Below are 13,943 nucleotides of genomic sequence, written 5' to 3'. Positions count from 1 at the left end.
TCATGGAACCGGACTCGTCCCCGCTCATCGGCATCGGGATCGGACTCGCGGTCGTGTCGGCGGCGGCGCTCTCGATCGGCAACCTGTTGCAGGCGCGCGGCGTGCGCGTGATGGAGGCGGACGCGGCTCGAGGGGTCGACGGATCGAAGGCGATCGATCTCGTGCGCAACCGCGCGTGGCTGCTCGGCGCGCTCATGCTGATCGTGGCGATCCTGCTGCAGATGGGCAGCCTCACCTTCGCACCGCTCATGATCGTGCAGCCGATCGGCGTCGCTGCTCTCGTCTTCACGGCACTGCTGACGGCGATCGTGATGAAGCGGGCACCGTCGGCCCGGATCGTGCGTGCGATCGCGACCTGCGTGCTGGGGGTCGCGGCCTTCGTCACCGTCGCGGCACTCGTGAGCACCCAGCACCCCATCACGGATGTGCAGCTCATCGCGGTGCTCGTGGTGCTCGTCAGCGTGCTGCTGGCGACGGCGCTCGTGCTCGTCGTCGGTCGGAACCGGCCGACGCCCCCCGTCTTCTGGGTGCTGCTCGGCGGGGTGTACTCGGCGTTCGTCGCGACGCTCGGCAAGACGGTGATCCTGCGGGTGCAGACGGCACTCGCGTCGCGGGAGTTCTCGTTCGAGGTGACGAACCTGCTCACGATCGGCTGCATCATCGGCATCGGCGTCGCAGGGGCGCTCTCGATCTACTTCGTGCAGCGCGCGCACGCCTCCAATCGCCCCGAGGTCGTCGTCGCCGGACTCACCGTCGTCGACCCGGCGGTCGCTGTCGTACTCGGCATCACGATCCTCGGCGAGGCCAGCGCTGCGCCGGCGTGGGCGATCGTCGCGTTCGTCGTCGCCGGTGCGGTGTCGATCGGAGGGGTCTTCGCCCTGTCTCGAGCCGAGTCGCGTGATGTCGTCCTCGCCGGCTGACGGCAGCTGGGGGTGGGGGGCCTGGATCCGCGCCCTCGCTCGCACGAATCGTGCCCCCATCCCCTGGGGCCGGGTCGTGCTCACCTCCGTCGGCATCACCGCGCCGGTGGGTCTCGCGGTCCTGGTCGCACCGCATGACACTTCCGTGGTGGTGGCAGGTTCCGTGGCGTCCATGGGTGCCCTCGTCGCTTCCGTGATGGACGTCGGCTCGGTCGGCATCGAGCGGGTGCACCGGATGGCGCTGACCTCGCTCCTGGCCGCGTCGGGCTTCGCTCTCGGCACGCTCGTCTTCGGCGACCCGGTTGCGACATTCATCGCGGTGGTCGGCGCCGCATTCGTCTCGGGTCTCTCGGGTGCGGTCAGCGCGACGGCGTCGAGGGCCGGCCAGTTCTTCCTCCTGTACGCGGTCACCGCGGCGAATGTGGAGTTCGGGCTCGGCTCGCCCTGGGCGGCCCCGGCAATCTTCCTGGCGGGGGCGATGTGGCGCCTGCTGCTGACCATCGCGGTGGCGGGTGCGGTCGGCACGACCCTCTCACCCGAGCGGCGTGCCGTCGCCGCCGTGTACACCGCGATCGCCGATCAACTCGCGGCAACCGGTTCGGGCCGGCGGAGAGCGGCGGCGACCGCCGTGACCACGGCCCTCGACGAGGCGTACGACGTGATGGTCGCGGCCGAGACCGCGATCGCCGAACGCGACCTGCGCTGGCAGTCCCTCGCGACGATGTTGAACGCGTCGGCGCCCGTCGTCGACGCGACGATCGCGGTGACGCGCGGCGGGACTCCCGCCGACGCAGCGACGATCGACTACCTCCGCGGCATCGCTCGCTGGGTCGGCGACCCGTCGCGACCCCTGCCTGCGCCGCCCGAGTCCGCTACATCTCCGGCCGATCGTGCAGTGCTGGAGTCGTCGGTGGATCGCGTCGCGCGAATCGCCGCACGGATCGCCGCGGCGGATCCCCGTCGACATCGACGGGATCGCGAGGTTCCGCTCCCGGCGAAGCCGTCAGTCGTCGACCGCCTGCGCGGAGCTGAGCGGACGCTCGTCGCCGGGAGCGAGACCTGGTCGGCGATCCTCAGGCTCGTGCTCTGCATGGCGATCGCGCAGGGCATCTGCCTGATGCTGCATCTCGATCGTCCGTACCTCGTCATGCTCACGGTCGCCCAGGTGATGAAACCCGACTTCGGATCCGTCTTCGCTCGCGCCGTGCAGCGCGGGTTCGGCACGGTGGCCGGCGTCGTCATCGGCTCGCTCGTCGTCGTCGCGGTGCCGAGCGGCGGCGGGCAGGTGCTCGTGATCGCGGCTCTCGCCGGCGCCCTTCCGATCATGATGCCGCGCAACTACGGGCTGTACGCGATCGTGACGACCCCCCTTGCCGTCATCCTCGTCGAAGTGCACGCCGGTGCGAGCGCGCAGATCGTCGGAGCACGTCTGCTCGACACGCTTGTCGGGTGCGCGATCGTGCTCGTGTTCGGCTACCTGCCGTGGCCGTCGACGTGGCACGCGCCGAGACACCTTGCATCGGGGGTCGCCGACGTGGTCCGGTCGATGGTCGAGTACTTCGACATCGCACTCGGTGCCCGGCGCGACTCCGAGTCCGGCACCGGCGCGACGGGCGAAAGCGATGCCGTGTCGCCGACGGAGTCCGACGCGGATCGTGCACGGGTCACCGCTCGCCGCGCGACGTATCGCAGCCTGTCCGATCTGCGGACCCGGGTGGCGAAGTCGCTCCCCGAGCCGCCGGCGATCAGCGCGCCTGCCGCATCGTGGATACCGGAGATCGACGCACTCGAGGGCGTGGCCGACACCGTCACCGCCATCGCGACCACGACGGCGGCATCGGGAGTCGCGATCGACCCCCGCGAGCTCGCCCGTGCTCGCGACGTGCTCATCGACCTGGCGGAGGCCATCGACGAGGGCAGGCCGCCGAGTGCCGTGCCGGTGCCGGGTGAGGGCCCTCTCGCGGCGCTCGGTGACGAACTCTCGGCGGCACGTGCGGCGCTCTCGTCGCGGGTCCGCGAGCGCGCGCCGAGCGCGCGCCGAGGGCGCGCCGCGGTCGAGCGGTCAGGCAGCCGGGTACGAAGAAGCCGCACGAGAGCTCGTGATACCGACCCGGGCCGGTGACGGGGCGACACCCGCCCGGAAGGTCAGCCGGCCATTCGCGCGCGGAGCCCGTCGAGCTCGGCGGGCTGCAGACCGCCGGAGAGCAGGTACTCGGCGGCACCTCCGTGCTCATCGTCCGTCCACGAGAGCGCCTGCTCGATCGCCTCGGGCGGAGTGCCGGTCACGAGGGTTCGCAGCTCGGGAGACACGGGCAGACCGAACGATGCGATCGAGTGGAGCATTCCGTCGGCCCACGGCCCGGCGAGGTTGTGCTGCGAGACGGCGTAGTCGGCCACGACAGCGGCACGCTCCACGCCCGCAGCGTCGAGCATGAGCGCCGTCGCCACTCCGGTCCGGTCCTTGCCGGCGGTGCAGTGCACGAGCACGGCGGAGGGCGAATCATCTGTCGATGCCGCGATGAGCCGAGCGACTTCGGCGAACTGCGGGGCGCCGTGCTGCAGCATCTCCAGGTACAGCTCGCCCAGGGTCGGCAACGAAGCCATCGCGTCGGCGATCTCCGATGGCGGCGGCGTCGACGGGCCGCCTGCGACGAATCGCCCGGTCATGTCGGCCATGGCGCCCTCGAGCATCGGAAGGTCGACGACCGTGAATGGTCGTGATGTCGGAACGCGGTCGGGCGCTGCCTGGCGCTCCGTCGGTGTGCGGAAGTCGACGATCGTCCCGATGTCCGTGGCCGCGAGGTCGTCGACGCCGACCTGCGTCAGCGTGCCGAGCGCTTCGGATCGGAAGAGCACGCCGGCGCGGGTCGTGCCGCCAGACGCGAGCGGCATCCCTGCGATGTCGCGGAAGTTGTAGAGCCCTTCGACCTGCATGCTCATCGCCGCCTCAGCCACGCTGCTTGCCGAACGAGAATGCGCGCACGACGTTGATGACACCGAGCACGATGAGGGAGATGCCGAGCAGCCACCACAGCACGGCGGCACCCCACATCGGCGAGAACAACAGCATGATGCCAGCGGCGATGCTGATGATCGCGAAGAAGACCGACCAGCCCTTCGACGAGGAATCGCGGAGCGACGACAGCGCGACGATGCCCTCGACGATCCACATGATGCCGACGAGGATGCCGAGGAACACGGCGAGCCAGGCCTTGGTCTGTGCGAGGTTCATGAACGCGATCACGCCTGCGAGAACGAACACGATGCCGAGCACGATGTTGCCGACTCGGGACCAGCCGCTCTTGCCCTGGACGAAGATGCCGAGGCCCGCGTAGACCAGACCGGCGGCGATGGCGTAGATGGCGATGATCGCCGTGACGACGATCGCGGTCTTCCCGGGCCAGACGAGGATCAGGACGCCGACGATGAGTGCGAGCACCCCGGCGATCCCCAGGGCGGTTCGGACCGCGTTCGCGGCCTTGCCGGTGTCGGTTGTCGTCGTCATTCTGGGTCCCTCCGGGTGCGGCGGATCGGTCACGCATACGGCGTGTGACGCCAGTTTGTCGAGCGAGGCACGGCGACAGGCCCGACCGATCCGAATTTCACCCGGCGCATCACCCGACGCGTCATCACTCGACGAGCTTGCCCGCCACCGAGACCTCGTCGCGCATGAGCGCCGCGATCTCCTCCGGGATCGGCGGGATCGACTCGCGCGTCACGCCGGTCGACGGCGACCACACGAGGTTCACCTGCAGCGCGGCATCCGTCTCGGGGTAGTCGCTGCGGTTGTGACAGCCGCGAGTCTCGCGGCGCTCGAGCGCCGCCGCCAGGGTGGCGCGCGCGGCGAGGGCGGCCGACTTGAGGTCGAAGGCGTGCGCGAGGTCCTGGTAGCCCGCGATGTCGGGGTGCACGCCGATGTCGGCGATGCGCGCCTCGATCGCGTCGAGCTCGGCGAGTCCGGCGAGGAGGCCCGCTTCGTCGCGCACCACTCCGGCGTGCTCGGTCATGGTGTCGCGGATGGCGCGCTGCAGGGCGCGCACGTTCTCGGTGCCGTCGGAGGCGAGCAGCCCCGCGATCTCGTCGCGCGCGGTCTGCACCGCGGCCGCCGACCGCGTCTGCGCGTCGAGCGACGCAGAGTAGGCGGCAGCGGCCCGCCCCACGATGCGTCCGAAGACGAGCAGTTCGATGAGCGAGTTGCCGCCCAAGCGGTTCGCGCCGTGCAGGCCGGAGGATGCCTCGCCGATGGCGTAGAGCCCGGGGACGTCCGTGCCGTGGTCGTCGGGGCGCACCCACACGCCGCCCATCGAGTAGTGCGCGGTGGGCGCGATCTCGATCGGCTGTTTCGTGACGTCGAGCATCTGCAGCTCGAGCATGGTCTGGTAGACGCGGGGGAGGCGCGTCATGATCGTCTCGCGGGGCAGGTGCGAGACATCCAGCCAGACACCGCCGTTGGGGGTTCCGCGACCCTCCTTGATCTCGGTGTAGCAGGCGAGGGCGACGCGGTCGCGGGTCGAGAGCTCGAGCCGCTCGGGGTCGTACTTGTGCATGAAGCGCTCGCCGAGGCCGTTGGTGAGGATGCCGCCTTCGCCGCGGGCCGCCTCGCTGATGAGGGTGCCGGCCGCGTTCTCGGGCTCGATGATGCCCGAGGGGTGGAACTGCACGAGCTCGGGGTCGCGCAGGCGCCCGCCGGCCTCGACGGCGAGGCGGAACGAGTCGCCCGTGTTCTCGTCGCGGCGCGAGGAGGTGCGGCGCCAGATGCGGTTGTGGCCGCCGGCTGCGAGGATGACCGCGTCGGCGTGGATGAGGTAGCGGGTGCCGTCGTCGAGGTCGAAGCCGTAGGCGCCGAAGACCGCGCCGTCGTCGTTCACGAGGATGCGCGTGACGTAGACCGTGTCGAGGATCGGCACGTTCAGCTGTGCGGCCCGGTTGATCAGGGTGCGCTGGATCTCGAGGCCCGTGTAGTCGCCTGCGAAGGCCGTGCGGCGGTAGGTGTGCGCGCCGAAGAAGCGCTGCGAGATGCGCCCGTCGTCTTCGCGGGCGAAGGGCATGCCGTAGCGCTCGAGGTCGTCGATGCCGCGCGCTGCGCCCTCCGTGACCGTGACGACCGTGCGCGGGTCGGCGAGCAGATAGCTCTCCTTGAGCGTGTCGGCGGCGTGCTGCTGCCAGCTGTCGTCGGCGTCCATCGTGGCGAGGGCGGCGTTGATGCCGCCAGCCGCGAGGGAGGTGTGGGCGTCGGACTTGGGGCGCTTGCCGAGGGCGAGCACGTCGACGCCCGCCTCGGCGAGCTCGATGGCGGTGCGCAGACCCGACCCGCCGGTGCCGATCACGAGGACGGTCGTGGAGATCTGCCGCTCTGCAGGGGTGCTGTCTGAGGTGTTGGGGGCGCTCGTGGTGCTCATGGCGACAACGCTAGGTTCGCGCATTGGATTACTCCAATGCATATATAACCTCGCGACGATACGCTCTGGCTATCGAAGCGTTGCGGATGCCTCGTGCTGGTCGTCGAACGCCTCGCGGGCGTCGAGGATCTCGGAGTGGTGGGCGGACGCCCAGCGCGCGAGCTCGATGACCGGCTCGGAGAGCGAGCGGCCGAGCGCCGTCGCCGCATACTCGACCCGGGGCGGGATCTCGGGGTAGCTCGTGCGCGTGACCAGGCCGTCGCGCTCGAGACTGCGCAGGGTCTGGGTGAGCATACGGTGCGAGATGCCGTCGATCTTGCGCTGCAACTCGGTGAAGCGCAGGGGGCCGTCGTGCAGCACGCCGATGACGAGCATGCTCCACTTGTCGCCGACGCGCGCGAGCAGTTCACGGATCACGCGGCTCGCCGGGTTGTCGACGCTGCACGCCTCGCTGCCCTCGTGGCCCGGCACCCCGTCGAGGGGCCGGGTCGAGAGCACTCGGATGGGGTCGTTCGTCATGCTGGCCTCCAAATGCCGGATCCTCCCCGGACGCTATCAGCCCGTGCGTCACGTCCCCTGAGTAACCGACCTCAGGCATATCGCCGTCCGCATGGATGCCTCGGACATCATGCGCGTACGGTATCGATATGAACCTCGAGCAACTGCGCGGCTTCGTCGAGGTGGCCCGGTACGGCAACTTCACCAGGGCCGCTGAAGAGCTCTACCTCGCCCAGCCCTCGCTGAGCCGCCAGATCGCTGCGCTCGAGCACGATCTCGGCGCCGAGCTGTTCCACCGCGCCCGCGGTGGCAGCACCCTGACGACCGCGGGGGAGTCGCTGCTGCCGCTCGCCCGGCGCATGCTCGCCGACGCCGAATCGGTGCGGCGCGAGCTCGCCGAGCTCGCCGGCCTCGAGCGCGGCCGGGTGCGGCTCGGCGCCACCCCCACGCTCTGCATCAGCCTCGTCGCCGAGGTGCTCAGCGCGTTCCACGCCGAGCATCCGGGCATCGAACTGCACCTCTCCGAGCAGGGCTCGCGCCGACTCCTCGACGAACTCGCCGGCGGCGAGCTCGACCTCGCGCTCATCACCACCTCGGATGCCGCGACCGCCGAACGCTTCATGGTGACGCCGTTGCTCGTCGAGGAGCTCGTGGTGATCTCGTCGGCCGGTGCGCCGCCGGTCACGACGCGCGACACGATCGAGCTGTCGGATGTCGCGGCGTTGCCGCAGATCGTCTTCAGCTCGAGCTACGACCTGCGCAGCGCCACCGACGCGGCGTTCCGCGCGGCGGAGCTCACGCCCGAGGTGGTGCTCGAGGGGGCCGAGATGGATGCGGTGCTGCGGTTCGTCGAACGCGGGCTCGGCGTCGCGATCGTGCCCGCGATGGTGCTCATCGATCGGCCGGGCCTGCGCTCGGTGCGGCTCGGAGCGCCGACCCGCGACCGGCCCGCGCTCGACCGGCCCGCGCTCGAGCGCACGATCAGCGTCGCCCGCCCAGCGGATGTCGCGCCGACGGCGGCGGTCGAGGTCATGCGGCACACGATCACCGCGAGCGCCACGGCGTTCGCGGCCAGGGCGGGGGAGACCATGCGGGTGGCGAGCGCCTCCGCGTGAGCTCCTGTCGGGAGTTCCCTCGGGTCAGCTGAGCCCGAACGCCCGTTTCAACGTCTGCTCGAGCTGTGCCGGCACGTCGAGCTCGCCCGGATGGAGGGCGCTGTAGACCTGCAGGCCCTCCCACGTCGCCACCACGACGGCGGCGCAGTGCTCGGGGCTGAGGCCGTCGTCGCCGACGGCCCCGCACTCGCGCCGGCCTCGGATCGTCGAAGCGATGATCGACGTGAGCACGCGGTGGCGCTGCTGCAGGGCCGGACGAGCCGGATGGGTGGATGCGCCGGCCTCGGCCGACAGTGTCGAGAGCAGGTTCACGAGGCCCGGCGCCGACTCGTTCTGCCGCGCGACGGCGACGAATCCGTCGACGAGTGTCTCGGGCGCGATGTTCTCGGGCCACTCCATCGGGGTGCTCTGCAGGTCGTGCCATTCGATGACGGCCAGCAGCAGGGCGACCTTGTTGCCGAAGTGGTGCAGCAGTGTGGAGTGATCGACGCCGGCCTCGCGGGCGATCGCTCGCAATGAGGTGCCGTAGAAGCCCTTCTGGGCGAAGGCCTCTGCAGCGCGGGCGACGATCAGCCGTTTCGTGGCGTTGCCCGTCGCGTATCCGCTCGTGAGTGACGGTGTGGGCGGCTTCGGCAACGATCGGCTCCTTCGGCAACGGCGGGGGCCGTGTCTCGGGTGCGGCCGGTTCAAGTTCCACCACTTGGTGGAACTTGAGTTAGTGTAGTCAATCGTGTCCACCCCTCGCAATGACGCCAGACTGATCGAGCGCATGACGCTGGCCGAGAAGGCATCGCTCACTTCGGGCGCGAACTTCTGGAATACGAAGCCCGTCGCGCGGCTCGGCGTGCCCTCGCTCATGCTCACCGACGGCCCGCATGGCCTGCGCAAGCAGGGCGGTGCCGCCGACCACCTCGGGCTCAACGCGAGCATCCCCGCGACCTGCTTCCCTCCCGCCGCCACCCTGGCCAACAGCTGGGATCGCGACCTCGTGGGTCGGGTGGGCGAGGCGCTCGGAGACGAGGCGTCGGCCGAGCGCGTGAGCGTGCTGCTCGGCCCCGGGCTCAACATCAAGCGCAACCCGCTCGCGGGCCGGAACTTCGAGTACTTCTCCGAGGACCCGCTGCTCTCCGGCGTCCTGGCGGCGTCGAAGGTGCGCGGCATCCAGTCCCGCGGCGTCGCGGCGAGCGTCAAGCACTTCGCGGTCAACAGCCAGGAGACGCATCGCATGAGCATCGACGAGATCGTCGACGTGCGCGCGCTGCACGAGATCTACCTCGAGGGCTTCCGCATCGCGATCACCGAGGGTGACGTATGGACCGTGATGAGCGCGTACAACAGGGTCAACGGCACCTACGCGAACGAGAACCGCCACCTGCTCGACGAGATCCTCCGGAAGACATGGGGCTTCGACGGACTCGTCGTGACCGACTGGGGCGGCAACAACGATCGCGTCAGCGGGCTCCTCGTGGGCAACGCGCTCGAGATGCCGTCGACGAACGGCGTGACCGACCGCGAGGTCGTTCGAGCGGTCGAGAACGGCTCGCTCGACGAGTCGGTGCTCGACGCCCGCGTCGCCGAACTGCTCGCAGTCATCGAGCGGACGCGACTGGGCGAGCCATCCGTCGTCGACTACGACGCGCACCACGAGCTGGCCGTCGAAGCCGCACGCCGCTCGATCGTGCTGCTCGAGAACCGCCGCTCGATCCTCCCGCTCGGCGCCGACGCCGGCAGGGTCGCCGTCATCGGCGACTTCGCGGCACGTCCGCGCTACCAGGGTGCCGGCAGCTCGCTCGTCAACCCGACGAGGATCGATGCGGCACTCGACGCCCTTCGCGAATCGGAGCTCGACGTGATCGGCTACGAGCCGGGCTTCGCGCGCATGGACCGGCGATCGAGCGGCCGCCGTCGCCGTGCCGTCCGGCTGGCGAAGCGGGCCGACGTGGTGCTGCTCTTCCTCGGTCTCGACGAGTCCGCCGAAGCCGAGGGCGTCGACCGGTCGCACATGCGCCTCGCCGAGAACCAGCTCGCCCTCGTGCGCGAGCTCACGGCACTCGACGTTCCCGTCGTCGTCGTGCTCGCGGGCGGCGCTCCCGTCGAACTGCCGTTCGCCGATGACGTCGACGCGGTCGTGCACACCTATCTCGCAGGCCAGGGCGGCGGACGCGCGGTCGCCGAGGTGCTGACCGGCACGGTGAACCCCGGCGGCCGCCTCGCCGAGACCTACCCCCTTCGCTACGAGGATGTCGCGTCGTCGGCCACGTTCGGACGCACCGAGGCCACCTCGGAGCACCGCGAACACGTCTACGTCGGGTACCGGTACTTCGACAAGATCGGCGCTGCCGTGCGCTACCCCTTCGGGCACGGTCTCGGCTACACCACGTTCGCCTACTCCGACCTGACGGCCGGGCCGACGGCCGCGCACGTCACCGTCACGAACACCGGCGACCGGGCGGGCACCGAGACGGTGCAGCTCTACGTCGAGGCTCCCGATGCCGCGGCGGGGACCGTCCGGGCGCCGCGCGAGCTGCGCGGCTTCGCCAAGGTCGAGCTCGCGCCCGGCGAATCGGCGACGGTCGAGATCCCGTATGCCGAGCACGCGTTCGACGTCTTCGACGCCGAGGCCGACGCCTGGGTCACGACCGGTGGGACCTACCTCGTGATGGCCGGCGCATCGTCGCGCGACCTCCGCCTCAGCGCCGAGCTCGAGGTCGCCGGTGCGCCGATGCCGCGGCCCGAGGCATCCGCTCTGCAGCACTACACGACCGGCCGGGTCGAGCTGGTGGGCGATGCCGAGTACGCGGCGCTGCTCGGCCGTGAGCTGCCCGACTCGATGTGGCCCGCCGACCAGCCGCTCACCCGAGACGACATCGTCGCCCAGACACGCGGACGCGGCGGATTCGCCAGCGTGATGTACGGCGTGATCGACGGCGCGAGCCGACTCGTCATGCGGCTCGGCCGCCCGCTCGCGGCGAACAACATCCGCTTCGCGCTCGACCTCCCGTTCCGATCGATCGCCCGCCTGTCGGGCGGATCGGTCAGCGACGAGATGGTCGACGCGCTGCTCATCGCGGTCAACGGCCGCTTCTGGCGCGGTGCGACCCGTTTCGTGGCCGCATGGCGCACCCAACGACGAACCGCGCGGACGCGGCGAGAGGACTGAGACGTGGCGACACGCAAGGAGATCAAGCAGGAGGCCGTGGCCCGCGTCAGCGCGGAGCGCGAAGCCGCGAAGCAGTGGCGGGCCGAGCTGAAGGCCATGCCGCGCGACGAGCGCGCGGCCGCGAAGGCGGCCCACAAGGCCGAGGCACGCGCGGCCAAGCAGGCCGCCAAGGCGGAGCGCGCCGCTCGGCGAGCCACGATGACGCGCGCCGAGCGCCGTCTCGACTCGCGCAGCGAGCGGGTGTACCGCAAGGTCAAGCACCGACCGCAGCGCGCGATCGGCTGGACTGCCGTGGTCGCCGTCGTCGCGATCCTCGCCGTGTTGGCCGCGCCCGTCGTCTCCGACATCAACCGGCTGCTGTCGATCAAGGTCGACTCGTCGACGGCCGCGGGTGTCGCTGCGCGCGAGCACGGCGCCGAGGTGGCCGAGCAGATCTCCGACGAGGGCATCGTGCTGCTGAAGAACGACGGCGCCCTTCCGTTCCCCGAGCAGAAGGTCAACGTCTTCAGCTTCGCCTCGTTCAACCTGCGGTACGGCGGCAACGGTTCGGGCGGCTCCGACCAGTCGAGCGCCGTCACGCTCTACGACGCGCTCGAGCAGCAAGGGGTCGAGGTCAACTCCGAGCTCTACGGCACGATGCAGGATGCCGGCGCGAAGACGGAGGAGGATGCGGCCAACGGCCTCATCGCGATCGCCAAGATGGTGTCGGGCGGCGGCAAGGGCAAGGAACCCGCACCCGACTACCTGACCGACGACGTCATGGCGCAGGCGAAGGACTTCTCGGACACCGCACTCGTCGTCATCGGCAACGACGGCGTCGAGAGCGCCGACATGACGGCCGAGGAGCTCGCGCTCACCGACGAGCAGCGCGAACTGTTCGACACCGTGACGGCGACGTTCGACCAGGTCGTCGTGATCGTCAACTCGGGCAACCAGATGGAGCTCGGCTTCCTCGACGAGTACCCGCAGATCACGGGCGCCGTCTGGATCGGCACCCCCGGTCCGCGCGGCGCGGTCTCGCTCGCGAAGGTGCTGACCGGCGAGGTCAACCCGTCGGGCCGCCTGACCGACACCTACGCCTACGACGTGACGAGCGCGCCCTCGACCGTGAACTACGGCGACTTCCGGTACGACAACGCCGAGCGCGGCTTCCTCGACTACGCCGAGGGCATCTACGTCGGCTACCGCTACTACGAGACCCGCTACGTCGACGACGAGGCCGGCTACCAGGCCGCCGTGCAGTACCCGTTCGGCTACGGCCTGAGCTACACGAGCTTCGACTGGACGGCGGGCGAGCCCGTCGTCGCCGACGGCCGGGTGAGCGTCGACGTGACGGTCGCCAACACGGGCGACACCGCGGGCAAGGACGTCGTCGAGGTGTACGCCTCGGCTCCGTACACGCAGGGCGGCACTGAGAAGTCGGCGATCACGCTCGCCGGCTACGCGAAGACCTCCTCGCTCGAGCCCGGCGCCTCGGAGACCGTCACGGTCGAGTTCGCTCTGCGCGACCTCGCGTCCTGGAACACGACCGAGGGCGCCTACGTGCTCGACGCCGGCAACTACGACCTCTCTGTGGCGACCGACGTGCACACGCCCGTCGTCACCTTCCCGATCGCGGTCGCCGCAACGACGATCTACGGCACCGATGAGACCACGGGCGTGGAGCTCGAGAACCGCTTCGGCTACGCCGAGGGCGAGGTGGAGTACCTCTCGCGCGCCGACTGGGAGGGCACCTACCCGAGCGCCGACGACATCGACCACGAGGCATCCGAGCAGACGCTCGAACTGATGGACCCCGAGATCGCGCCGGCCGACGGCGACGTGCCCACCTACGGAGCCGACAACGGCCTCGAGTTGGAGGACCTCGCGGGACTCGACTACGACGACCCGAAGTGGGAGCTCTTCCTCGACCAGTTCACCCGCGACGAGCAGATCGAGCTCTTCGCCAAGGGTGCGTACGAGACCGCTGCCGTCGAACGACTCGGCGTGCCCTCGGCCGTGCTGCTCGACAGCCCGTCGGGCCTGAGCTTCTTCTTCGGCGACATCACGGCCGCCGCGTACCCGACCGAGATCGTGGTCGCGTCGACCTGGAACGACGAGCTCGCCTACGAGCTCGGCGAATCGGTCGGCGCAGAGGCCAACGCCTACGGCATCGAGGGCTGGTACGCCCCGGGCATGAACCTGCACCGCACCGCGATGGGCGGCCGCGACTTCGAGTACTTCTCGGAGGACCCGCTGCTCTCGGGCAAGATGGCCGCCGGCATGATCTCGGGCGCCCAGAGCAAGCACGTGCTCACCTTCATGAAGCACTTCGTGCTGAACGACCAGGAGATCAACGCGCGGGCCCCCGGCGTCAACGTGTTCGTCGACGAGCAGGCGCTGCGCGAGCTCTACCTCAAGCCCTTCGAGATCAGCGTGAAGGAGGGCGGCGCGATGGGCGCGATGTCCTCGTTCATCAACATCGGCGGAAGCTGGGCGGGCGGCAACGAGCAGCTCCTCCAGGAGGTGCTCCGCGGCGAGTGGGGCTTCGACGGCGTCGTCTCGACGGATGCCGTGCTCGGCGGCTTCATGGACCCGGCGCTCGCCGTGCGCCATGGCAACGACCTCATGCTCGCCCCGCTGTCGAGCTCGGTCATCAGCTCGGTGAAGCAGGCCTACGACGAGGACCCGGTCGGGGTCGGCAACGGCCTGCGCGATCGGGTGCACGCCGTGAGCTACGCGCTGCTGCAGACCGAGCTCTTCCAGTGAGCTGAGTCCGCGCCGCGGCGATGAACGCGAACGAATGAAGGGTGGATGCCGCGCGGCATCCACCCTTCATTTGCACTGCCCCAGACCGTCGTCCGCCGTAGAC

10 protein-coding genes are annotated in these 13,943 nt (G+C 70.1%); 5 read left to right on the top strand and 5 right to left on the bottom strand.

What is annotated here, in order from left to right:
- The first annotated feature begins 2 nt into the window (after positions 1-2).
- Both BUR99_RS18985 and BUR99_RS18980 read left to right on the top strand, forming a co-directional pair.
- Positions 3-920: a DMT family protein gene (locus BUR99_RS18985; protein WP_074261969.1), complete on the top strand. Its 918-nt coding sequence runs from the start codon at positions 3-5 to the stop codon at positions 918-920.
- A gap of 148 nt (positions 921-1,068) precedes the next feature.
- Positions 1,069-3,042, top strand: coding sequence for an FUSC family protein (locus BUR99_RS18980; protein WP_159441015.1), 1,974 nt, complete (start codon positions 1,069-1,071; stop codon positions 3,040-3,042).
- 23 nt (positions 3,043-3,065) lie between these two features.
- Here BUR99_RS18980 and BUR99_RS18975 read toward each other — a convergent pair whose 3' ends face one another.
- The 4 genes from BUR99_RS18975 to BUR99_RS18960 form a co-directional block, all read right to left on the bottom strand.
- Positions 3,066-3,875: a tyrosine-protein phosphatase gene (locus tag BUR99_RS18975; RefSeq protein WP_084184165.1), complete on the bottom strand. Its 810-nt coding sequence runs from the start codon at positions 3,873-3,875 to the stop codon at positions 3,066-3,068.
- Positions 3,868-4,425, bottom strand: a complete 558-nt coding sequence (locus BUR99_RS18970) for an HdeD family acid-resistance protein (RefSeq protein WP_074261967.1) — start codon at positions 4,423-4,425, stop codon at positions 3,868-3,870. Before BUR99_RS18970 ends, BUR99_RS18975 begins: the two co-directional genes overlap by 8 nt.
- A gap of 124 nt (positions 4,426-4,549) precedes the next feature.
- Positions 4,550-6,319, bottom strand: coding sequence for an L-aspartate oxidase (locus BUR99_RS18965; RefSeq protein WP_143231725.1), 1,770 nt, complete (start codon positions 6,317-6,319; stop codon positions 4,550-4,552).
- A gap of 69 nt (positions 6,320-6,388) precedes the next feature.
- On the bottom strand, positions 6,389-6,838 hold the full coding sequence (locus BUR99_RS18960; RefSeq protein ID WP_084184164.1) for a winged helix-turn-helix transcriptional regulator: 450 nt from the start codon (positions 6,836-6,838) through the stop codon (positions 6,389-6,391).
- A 128-nt stretch (positions 6,839-6,966) separates the two neighbouring features.
- Between BUR99_RS18960 and BUR99_RS18955 the strand changes: the two genes are divergently transcribed.
- Positions 6,967-7,932 carry a LysR family transcriptional regulator gene (locus BUR99_RS18955; RefSeq protein ID WP_074261966.1) on the top strand — a complete coding sequence of 322 codons (966 nt, stop codon included), beginning with the start codon at positions 6,967-6,969 and terminating at the stop codon, positions 7,930-7,932.
- 24 nt (positions 7,933-7,956) lie between these two features.
- On the opposite strand, the gene BUR99_RS19750 is transcribed toward BUR99_RS18955, so the two are convergent.
- Entirely contained in the window at positions 7,957-8,568 is a 612-nt protein-coding gene (locus BUR99_RS19750; protein WP_074261965.1) for a TetR/AcrR family transcriptional regulator, read from the bottom strand.
- A gap of 94 nt (positions 8,569-8,662) precedes the next feature.
- Between BUR99_RS19750 and BUR99_RS18945 the strand changes: the two genes are divergently transcribed.
- Entirely contained in the window at positions 8,663-11,092 is a 2,430-nt protein-coding gene (locus BUR99_RS18945) for a glycoside hydrolase family 3 C-terminal domain-containing protein (protein WP_200802778.1), read from the top strand.
- A 3-nt stretch (positions 11,093-11,095) separates the two neighbouring features.
- Positions 11,096-13,840, top strand: a complete 2,745-nt coding sequence (locus tag BUR99_RS18940) for a glycoside hydrolase family 3 protein (RefSeq protein WP_074261963.1) — start codon at positions 11,096-11,098, stop codon at positions 13,838-13,840.
- The last annotated feature ends 103 nt before the right edge of the window (positions 13,841-13,943 follow it).

The organism is Agromyces cerinus subsp. cerinus, assembly GCF_900142065.1.
Lineage (GTDB): Bacteria > Actinomycetota > Actinomycetes > Actinomycetales > Microbacteriaceae > Agromyces > Agromyces cerinus.
This window is presented reverse-complemented; position numbering and strand designations above follow the sequence as displayed.

Bases quoted from the DNA above. Each gene is read 5' to 3' on its own strand.
- BUR99_RS18955 (WP_074261966.1), top strand. From the start codon at position 6,967: ATGAACCTCGAGCAACTGCGCGGCTTCGTCGAGGTGGCCCGGTACGGC.
- BUR99_RS18985 (WP_074261969.1), top strand. From the start codon at position 3: ATGGAACCGGACTCGTCCCCGCTCATCGGCATCGGGATCGGACTCGCG.
- BUR99_RS18960 (WP_084184164.1), bottom strand. From the start codon at position 6,838: ATGACGAACGACCCCATCCGAGTGCTCTCGACCCGGCCCCTCGACGGG.
- BUR99_RS18965 (WP_143231725.1), bottom strand. From the start codon at position 6,319: ATGAGCACCACGAGCGCCCCCAACACCTCAGACAGCACCCCTGCAGAG.
- BUR99_RS18970 (WP_074261967.1), bottom strand. From the start codon at position 4,425: ATGACGACGACAACCGACACCGGCAAGGCCGCGAACGCGGTCCGAACC.